Source organism: Streptomyces katrae (assembly GCF_000966975.1).
GTDB classification, from domain to species: domain Bacteria; phylum Actinomycetota; class Actinomycetes; order Streptomycetales; family Streptomycetaceae; genus Streptomyces; species Streptomyces katrae.
Window position 1 is genome coordinate 1 of the sequence record NZ_JZWV01000735.1, and the last position, 8,498, is coordinate 8,498.

Genomic DNA, 8,498 nt, shown 5'->3' on the forward strand with positions numbered 1-8,498 from the left:
AGTCGGGGGCCGCCTCGCCGGGCATCCGGGCCGCCATGAGCGGCAATGGGTGCCATCCCGCGCATCAGATCGCTACGCGCTCCTCTCGTTCCGGCGTCCGTCGGCCGTCTGGCGCCGCTACCCGCACCACATGCCGATCAGAGAGGCATCCGGGGCCGGTGGGCGCAGCGGATCGCTACGCGCTGCCCAGGTCTCGGCGCCTGCGGACCGTCTGGGGCTGGTCATGCCGCGGCCTATAGGGCCGTCCTATATTTCGGGCATGGAGCCCGAGCTGGACGTGTGGGTGCATCCCGAACTGCGGGCGGCTGCGGCGGCCGAGGACTGGGCCGCTCTGTTGAGGGCGTGGCGGAAGTTGACGCGCAGCAGCCAGACCCGGCTCGGCGGGCTGCTCGGTCTGGCACAGTCCGACGTGTCCGCCATCGAGAACCGGCGGCGTGCGGTGACCTCGGTCGAGGTGCGGCAGCGGATCATCGACGGACTCGGCGTCCCCGTGGAACTGCTCGGCGTCCGGCAGGAGGGGCTGCCGCTGCCCTCGCTCGTGCTGCCCGGGGTGGTGTCGGAGGCCGACGGTGAGCGGCTGGCCGGGGTGAGGAAGGGCGGCCTGCGGCTGGATGCCGCTTCCGTGGATGCGATGGATGCGTTACTTGCCGCGCACCGCCGGGCCGAGGACACCGTGGGGTCGCGTGCCGTCGCGCCGCTGGTCACCGCTCAGTTCAGGGCAGTGGCGGGGCTTCACGGGCAGGCCCGGGGGGCGCTCGCGGACCGGGTGGTGAGGCTGCTCGCCGAGTACGCGCAGTTCTTGGCGTGGATGGCGCAGGATCAGGACAACGCGGCTGTGGCACTGGGGTGGTTCGACCGGTCGTATGACTGGGCGCTGGAGTCCGGTTACGGGGACATGGCCGCCACCACCATGAGCATGAAGGCGCATCTGGCGTGGTCGGGCGGTGAGGGGCGGCGTTGCGCGCGGCTGGGCGAGGCCGCTGCGGCGACGGCGGGAGCGAGCGCGGCCACGCGGGCCATGGCGGTGCAGATGGCCGGACGGGGTTACGCGCTGGAGGGCGAGCGCGGCGCCGCGTATGCGCGGCTGGACGAGGCGCAGCGGATCATCGTGGACGCGGTGGACGCGCCGCCTTGGCTGTACTTCTACGGAGAGTCGTGGTTCGCGGCGCAGCGTGGCATGGCCGACCTGCACCTGAGGGATTGGGACGGTGCCGTCGGGAACCTGACGGCCGGGCTGGCCGGTTTCACCCCGGCCTTCCGGCGGGACCGGGCCTGGTACGGGGCCTGCCTGGCCCACGCGTACGCGGGCGCCGGGGAGGCCGAAGCCGCCCTGACCACGGCGCTCGGCGTGGTCCGCGACGCCTCGGAGATCGGCCGGCCGCATGGCTGGACCGAGCTGCACAGGGTGGGCGCCCTGCTGCTGCGCCGGGGGTCCCGCGAGGGCCGGACACTGGTGGACGCCCTCGCCGAGCTCGACTGAGACGGGCCCGCACTGATCAACTCGGGGCATGAACCCCATCCTGCGAGCACTCGAGCGGTTCCACGCTGCCCGCCCCTGGGACCACAACGCCCATTACCACCCGTGGATCCTTCGGCAGCTGCCCAGACGGTTCGGCAGCGCCCTGGACGTCGGATCGGGCAGCGGGGACCTCGCCCGGCTCCTGGCCTCGCGGGCCGAAGCGGTGCACGGTGTCGACGTCGATGCCGCCATCGTCGCTCGCGCGCGGGAGCTCACCGCCCCGGCAGCCGCGGTGACCTTCACCCTCGGCGACGCGCTGGAGGAACTTCCCCCCGGCCCCCACGACGTCATCACCTGTGTCGCCACCGTCCACCACATGCCGTTCGGCGACGCCCTCGCCTGCTTCCGACGGCACCTGGCGCCCGGCGGCCGTCTCGTCGTCGTCGGCCTCTTCCGCCCCCGGTCGTGGACCGACTACCTGATCGACGCCGCCGCCATCCCGGCGAACATCGCCATGGCCTGGATCAAGAACAAGGGCCGCCAGGCGCCGCGACCGGCCGCGATGACCGCCCCGACCCGCCCGGCGGACATGGCCTTCGCCGACATCGTCCGCGAGGCCCACCGGGTACTGCCCGGCGCGCGGCTGCGCCGGAGGCTGTTCTGGCGGTACACCCTGGTCTGGCACCACCCGTAGCCGACCGCCACCCACACGGCCGTACGGCGGCGGGGGGCCGGGAATCCTGTCCGTACGCGGAGTCTGGAAGCCATACGCCATTAACCGGGCATTCAGACGCGCTTGCGAACCTCCCGGCATGCAGCCCCGACTCCGCCTGACCGCGGACACTTCCGACGCGCCTGTCCTCCCCCGTGCGCGGAAGAATGGAGTCATGAGCCACCAGCCCAGCGCAGGCCCCACCGAGGTCCCCGCCCAGCACCCGTCTCACACCTCCGCCGCCGCCTCCACCGGCTCCAAAACACCGGCGAAGTCGCGCCTCGGCTCCATAGCCGCCCACCGCCCCCACACCGGGCCGGCCGCCACCGCCCGCGTCGGCCTCGATCCCGATCTCGACGCCGACCTCGACGCGTACGAGGACAAGGACGACGACGGGCAGCTGCCCGCCAACCGGTTCCTCGACCGCGAACGCAGCTGGCTGGCCTTCAACGAGCGCGTCCTCGAGCTGGCCGAGGACCCCACCACCCCGCTCCTCGAACGCGCGAACTTCCTTGCGATCTTCGCCAGCAACCTCGACGAGTTCTTCATGGTCCGCGTCGCCGGCCTCAAGCGCCGCATCGCGACCGGCGTCGCCACCCGCTCGGCCTCCGGTCTGCAGCCCCGCGAGGTCCTCGACCTCATCTGGACCCGCTCCCGCGAGCTCATGGCCCGGCACGCCGCCTGCTACCAGCACGACATCGCCCCGCAGCTCGCCGAGGAGGGCATCCACCTCATCCGGTGGCCCGACCTCACCGAGAAGGAGCAGGCACGCCTCTTCACCCTGTTCCGCAACCAGATCTTCCCGGTGCTCACCCCGCTGGCCGTGGACCCCGCGCACCCCTTCCCCTACATCTCCGGCCTGTCCCTGAACCTGGCCGTCGTCGTGCGCAACCCCGTCAGCGGGCACCGCCACTTCGCCCGCGTCAAGGTGCCGCCGCTGCTCTCCCGCTTCCTGGAGGCCTCCCCGCAGCGCTACGTCCCGCTGGAGGACGTCATCGCCGCGCACCTGGAGGAGCTGTTCCCCGGCATGGAGGTGCTCGCGCACCACATGTTCCGCGTGACCCGCAACGAGGACCTGGAGGTGGAGGAGGACGACGCCGAGAACCTCCTCCAGGCGCTGGAGAAGGAGCTCATGCGGCGCCGCTTCGGCCCGCCCGTGCGCCTGGAGGTCGAGGAGTCCATCGACCCCGGCGTCCTGGACCTGCTGGTGCAGGAGCTGAAGGTCTCCGCCGCCGAGGTGTACCCGCTGCCCGGCCCCCTCGACCTGACGGCCCTCTTCGGGATCTCCTCCCTCGACCGGCCCGAGCTGAAGTACCCCAAGTTCGTCGCCGGCACCCACCGTGACCTCGCCGAGGTCGAGTCCGCCTCCGCGCCCGACATCTTCGCCGCGCTGCGCGAACGCGACGTGCTGCTCCACCACCCGTACGACAGCTTCTCGACCTCCGTGCAGGCCTTCCTGGAACAGGCCGCCGCCGACCCGGACGTCCTCGCGATCAAGCAGACGCTGTACCGCACCTCCGGCGACTCCCCCATCGTCGACGCCCTCATCGACGCCGCCGAGTCCGGCAAGCAGGTCCTCGTACTCGTCGAGATCAAGGCCCGCTTCGACGAGCAGGCCAACATCAAGTGGGCGCGCAAGCTGGAGGAGTCCGGCTGCCACGTCGTCTACGGCCTGGTCGGCCTCAAGACCCACTGCAAGCTGTCGCTCGTGGTCCGCCAGGAGGGGGAGACCCTCCGCCGCTACAGCCACGTCGGCACCGGCAACTACCACCCCAAGACCGCCCGCCTGTACGAGGACCTCGGCCTGCTCACCGCCGACCCGCAGGTCGGCGCGGACCTCTCCGACCTGTTCAACCGGCTCTCCGGCTACTCCCGCCGCGAGACCTACCGCCGGCTGCTGACCGCCCCGAAGTCCCTGCGCGACGGGCTGATATCGCGCATCGACAAGGAGGCCGACCACCACCGGTCCGGCCGCCCGGCGTCCGTCCGGCTGAAGATGAACTCGATCGTCGACGAGGCCCTGATCGACGCCCTCTACCGGGCCTCCCAGGTGGGCGTCCCGATCGACATCTGGGTGCGCGGCATCTGCGCCGTGCGCCCGGGGGTCCCGGGGCTGTCGGAGAACATCCGGGTCCGCTCGATCCTCGGCCGCTTCCTGGAACACTCCCGGGTCTTCGCCTTCGGCAACGGCGGCGAGCCCGAGGTGTGGATCGGCAGCGCCGACATGATGCACCGCAACCTCGACCGCCGCATCGAGGCACTGGTCCGGGTCACCGACCCCGGTCACCGCGCGGCACTGGACCGGATGCTGGAGACGGGCATGTCCGACGCCACCTCCTCCTGGCACCTGGGCCCGGACGGCGAATGGACCCGGCACAGCACCGACGCCGACGGCCAGCCGCTGCGGCACGTACAGGAGATGCTCATAGACGCCCGGAGGCGCCGGCGTGGCTCAGCCAAACCATGACCCGACCGCAGGTGACGTGCTCGGCGTGTACCTGCGTTCCCAGGCCACCGCTTTCCTGCGCGCGCTGCGCCTGCACGACGCAGGCGCGGCGGGCGCGGGGGGCGGCGGCCCCGACGCCGGGGCGGAGGCCGAGGCGGCGCACGGCCTGCGGGGGGCCGCGCGCCGCATCGCCTCGTCCCTGAGCACCTTCCGGGCCGTCACGCAGGCGGCCTGGGCGGACCCGCTGCGCAGCGAGCTCGTCTGGCTCTCCTCCACCCTGGCGGACGAGCACGCGTACGCGGCCCGGCTGTCCCGCCTGATGGAGGCCCTGCAACGGCTCTCGGCCTCCCCGGAGGTCCCGGCCCCGCGCGGCAGCGCCTCGGGCGCGCTGACGGTGGGCTCGGCGCGCGCGGGCGCCCTGCTGGAACGCCAGCTCACCCTGGCCCGGACCCGTGCGCACTCGGCGACCCTCCAGGCGCTCGGCTCGGCACGCTTCCACGCGGTCGCGGACGCGGTGGCGGTCCTCGCCTCGGAGGTCCCGCTGGACCCGGTGGCGGCCACCGGTCCCCTGCACGACGTCCTCACCCCGCTCGCGGCGGCGGCCCGGACCCGCCTGGAGACGGCGGTCGCCGCCCTCCCCGCCACCGACGCCTCCGCCCCGTACTCGGCCCACGCGGACGCCGCCTGGCACGAGGTGCGCCGCCTGCTGCGCGTGCACCGCTACGCGCAGGAGGCCCTGGGGGAGGACTCCCCGCGCCTGGCGGCGGCGAGCGAGGCCCTGAACCAGCACCGCGACGCCTCGGAGGCGGCCACCGCCTCGGCCACGGCGGCCCGCACCCCCCGCATCGCCCCGGCGACGGCCTACGCCCTGGGCGTCCTCCACGCCGACCAACGCCACGCGGTGGAGGCGAGCCGCCTCACCTTCCACAGCCTGTGGGAACCGGCGGCGGTGTCCTGAGGGGGGCGGGGTCCGACCTGGGCGGTCTCGGAGCGGCCTCGGGGGCTTGACAGGCCGGCCCGGCGCGGAAGGACGATGAGAGCGAGGGGAAACCCTCATCCCTTCCCTGAGACCGCCCCACCGGGACCCCGGCCTCCCCCGGCCTCCCCCGGCCCCGCCCGGCGGCGCTCCGCCCCATCCCGCACCGGCGGGCACCGGCGAGATCCAGCCACCCCCGCCCCGTCATCCGGAGCAGCCCCGCGAGACGCCCCGGCCCGCTCCGGGCAAGGTCACGGCCCCATAACGGGCGGATAACGCCCGCTTAATCCCAGGTACAAACCCCCCCATCCGCACCCGTCCGTCCGCCACGGTTCACCATCCGTTCACCAACCCCCGTCGACCCCGTCACCTGTTCTGCCTAATTTCGGTAGCGCACGGTGCGAGCCGAACGAGAAAGAGCGGCACCGCACCCCACCGATCACGTAGTCCTCTTCGCACGCCGCCCCGATTCAGAAAGCGGCCGGCGGCTCCCCGGAAGGAACACCCGAACAGTGAAGCTTCAGCGCAAGAACCGGCTTCGTGCCTCCGCCCTCGGGGCCCTCGTCGTGTCCGGCGCCCTGGTCCTCACGGCGTGCGGCTCGGACGACAACACGAAGACCGGCGCCGACGGCACCCCGAAGGCCTCGGCCCCCGCCCCCGGCGACATCAAGTGCGACGGCGCCAAGGGCAAGCTGCTCGCGTCCGGCTCCTCCGCCCAGAAGAACGCCGTCGACCTGTGGGTCAAGAACTACATGGCCGCCTGCTCCGGCGTCGAGGTGAACTACAAGTCCTCCTCCTCCGGTGAGGGCATCGTCGCGTTCAACCAGGGCACCGTCGGTTTCGCCGGCTCGGACTCCGCGCTGAAGCCCGAGCAGGTCGAGGACTCGAAGAAGGTCTGCACCGGCGGCCAGGGCATCAACCTGCCGATGGTCGGCGGTCCCATCGCCCTCGGCTTCAACGTCGCCGGCGTGGACAAGCTCAACCTCGACGCCGCGACGATCGCCAACATCTTCAACGACAAGATCAAGAAGTGGGACGACGACGCCATCAAGAAGCTGAACCCCGGCGTCAACCTCCCCCCCACCGCCATCCAGGCCTTCCACCGCTCCGAGGACTCGGGCACCACCGAGAACCTGGGCAAGTACCTCAAGGCCGCCGCGCCCGACGCCTGGTCCTACGACGCCTCGAAGAAGTGGCCGGCCCCCGGTGGCCAGGCCGCCTCCGGCTCCGCCGGTGTCGCCTCCCAGGTCAAGGCCGTCGACGGCGCGATCGGCTACTTCGAGCTCTCGTACGCCACCTCGCAGAACATCAAGACGGTCGACGTGAACACCGGCGCCTCCGCCCCGGTCAAGGCGACCCCGGAGAACGCCTCCAAGGCCATCTCCGCCGCCAAGATCACCGGCACCGGCTCGGACCTGGCCCTCAAGCTCGACTACGCCACCAAGGCCGAGGGCGCGTACCCGATCGTCCTGGTCACCTACGAGGTCGTCTGCGACAAGGGCAACAAGCCCGAGACGCTCGGCACCGTGAAGTCCTTCCTGGAGTACACCGCCTCGGACGCCGGCCAGAAGGCCCTCACCGAGAACGGCTACGCCCCCATCCCGACCGAGATCAACAGCAAGGTCCGCGAGGTCATCAAGTCCCTCGCGTAAGGCCCTGGAGCCCGGAGGCCGCGAGGCCCCACGGCTCCGGAGCCACGAGGCTCAGTCCTGACCCCCGAGGTCCGGCCCGCCCCCGTCCGGGCGGGCCGGCCCGGGGACCCTCCCCCTCCACCCGGGGGATCCGGTGCACCGCCGCCAGGGGGCTCGCCCCCCACACAGACCGGAAAGACCATGGCTTCCAGCACACCCACCCGCATAGAAACGGCTCCGCCCGTCTCCAAGAGCGGAAGGTCCACCGGCCGCGCCGGTGACAAGATCTTCTCGGGGCTCTCCAAGGGCTCCGGCATCCTGCTCCTGGTGATCATGGCGTCGATCGCCGCCTTCCTCACCTACCGGGCCAGCATCGCCCTGTCGAAGAACGAGGGGAACTTCCTCACCACCTTCGACTGGAACGCGTCCGCCCGGCCTCCCGTCTTCGGCATCGCCGTCCTGCTCTTCGGCACCGTCGTCAGCTCGATCATCGCGATGGTCATCGCGGTTCCGATCGCCGTCGGCATCGCCCTCTTCATCTCGCACTACGCGCCGCGCAAGCTGGCCGCACCCCTCGCCTACGTGGTCGACCTGCTGGCCGCCGTGCCGTCGATCATCTACGGCATCTGGGGCGCCCTCTTCCTCGTGCCGCAGCTGAACGGGCTGAACCTCTGGCTCGACCAGTACCTCGGCTGGACCTACGTCTTCGACAAGACCCAGGTCGGCGTCGCCCGCTCGCTGTTCACCGTCGGCGTCCTCCTCGCGATCATGATCCTGCCGATCGTGACGAGCGTCAGCCGCGAGGTCTTCCTGCAGGTCCCGCGCATGAACGAGGAGGCCGCCCTGGCCCTCGGCGCGACCCGCTGGGAGGTCATCCGCCTGTCGGTGCTGCCCTTCGGCCGCTCCGGCGTCATCTCCGCCTCCATGCTCGGCCTCGGCCGCGCGCTCGGCGAGACCATGGCCGTGGCCACCGTCCTCTCCCCGAGCTTCCTGATCTCCGGGCACATCCTCGACCCGGGCGGCGGCACCTTCGCGCAGAACATCGCCGCGAAGTTCGACGAGGCCAACGAGTTCGGCCGTGACGCGCTCATCGCCTCCGGTCTCGTCCTCTTCCTGCTCACCCTGCTGGTCAACGGCGCCGCGCGCCTGATCATCGCCCGTCGCAAGGACTTCTCGGGGGCGAACGCCTGATGAGCCACGCACTGCAGGACCACCGGCCCGCTCCGGCCCGCCGGTCCGCCTCCCCCGCCGGCCTGACCCGCGGCGGCCTGCCC

The 8,498-nt window shown here is 72.0% G+C and carries 6 protein-coding genes; all 6 read left to right on the top strand.

Translation table 11 applies throughout. The annotated features are described in order from the left end of the window. Positions 1-259 precede the first annotated feature (259 nt). Positions 260-1,480 carry a helix-turn-helix domain-containing protein gene (locus VR44_RS25430; protein ID WP_094191910.1) on the top strand — a complete coding sequence of 407 codons (1,221 nt, stop codon included), beginning with the start codon at positions 260-262 and terminating at the stop codon, positions 1,478-1,480. Between the two features lie 28 nt (positions 1,481-1,508). Continuing rightward, positions 1,509-2,153 (top strand): class I SAM-dependent methyltransferase, encoded by a 645-nt coding sequence (locus tag VR44_RS25435; RefSeq protein WP_045949923.1) that lies wholly within the window; start codon positions 1,509-1,511, stop codon positions 2,151-2,153. A 193-nt stretch (positions 2,154-2,346) separates the two neighbouring features. Beyond that, positions 2,347-4,638 carry an RNA degradosome polyphosphate kinase gene (locus tag VR44_RS25440; RefSeq protein ID WP_094191909.1) on the top strand — a complete coding sequence of 764 codons (2,292 nt, stop codon included), beginning with the start codon at positions 2,347-2,349 and terminating at the stop codon, positions 4,636-4,638. Next, complete coding sequence (locus VR44_RS25445; RefSeq protein WP_045949924.1) at positions 4,619-5,575, top strand: CHAD domain-containing protein; 957 nt, start codon at positions 4,619-4,621, stop codon at positions 5,573-5,575. The genes VR44_RS25440 and VR44_RS25445 overlap by 20 nt, the downstream gene beginning before the upstream one ends. Before the next feature lie 530 nt (positions 5,576-6,105). Continuing rightward, on the top strand, positions 6,106-7,245 hold the full coding sequence (gene pstS, locus VR44_RS25450) for a phosphate ABC transporter substrate-binding protein PstS (protein ID WP_045949925.1): 1,140 nt from the start codon (positions 6,106-6,108) through the stop codon (positions 7,243-7,245). Positions 7,246-7,425: 180 nt separating this feature from the next. Further along, positions 7,426-8,415, top strand: coding sequence for a phosphate ABC transporter permease subunit PstC (gene pstC / locus VR44_RS25455; RefSeq protein ID WP_045949926.1), 990 nt, complete (start codon positions 7,426-7,428; stop codon positions 8,413-8,415). The last annotated feature ends 83 nt before the right edge of the window (positions 8,416-8,498 follow it).

Coding starts and splice junctions, on each gene's coding strand:
- VR44_RS25430 (WP_094191910.1), top strand. CDS start 260: ATGGAGCCCGAGCTGGACGTGTGGGTGCATCCCGAACTGCGGGCGGCT.
- VR44_RS25435 (WP_045949923.1), top strand. CDS start 1,509: ATGAACCCCATCCTGCGAGCACTCGAGCGGTTCCACGCTGCCCGCCCC.
- VR44_RS25440 (WP_094191909.1), top strand. CDS start 2,347: ATGAGCCACCAGCCCAGCGCAGGCCCCACCGAGGTCCCCGCCCAGCAC.
- pstC (WP_045949926.1), top strand. CDS start 7,426: ATGGCTTCCAGCACACCCACCCGCATAGAAACGGCTCCGCCCGTCTCC.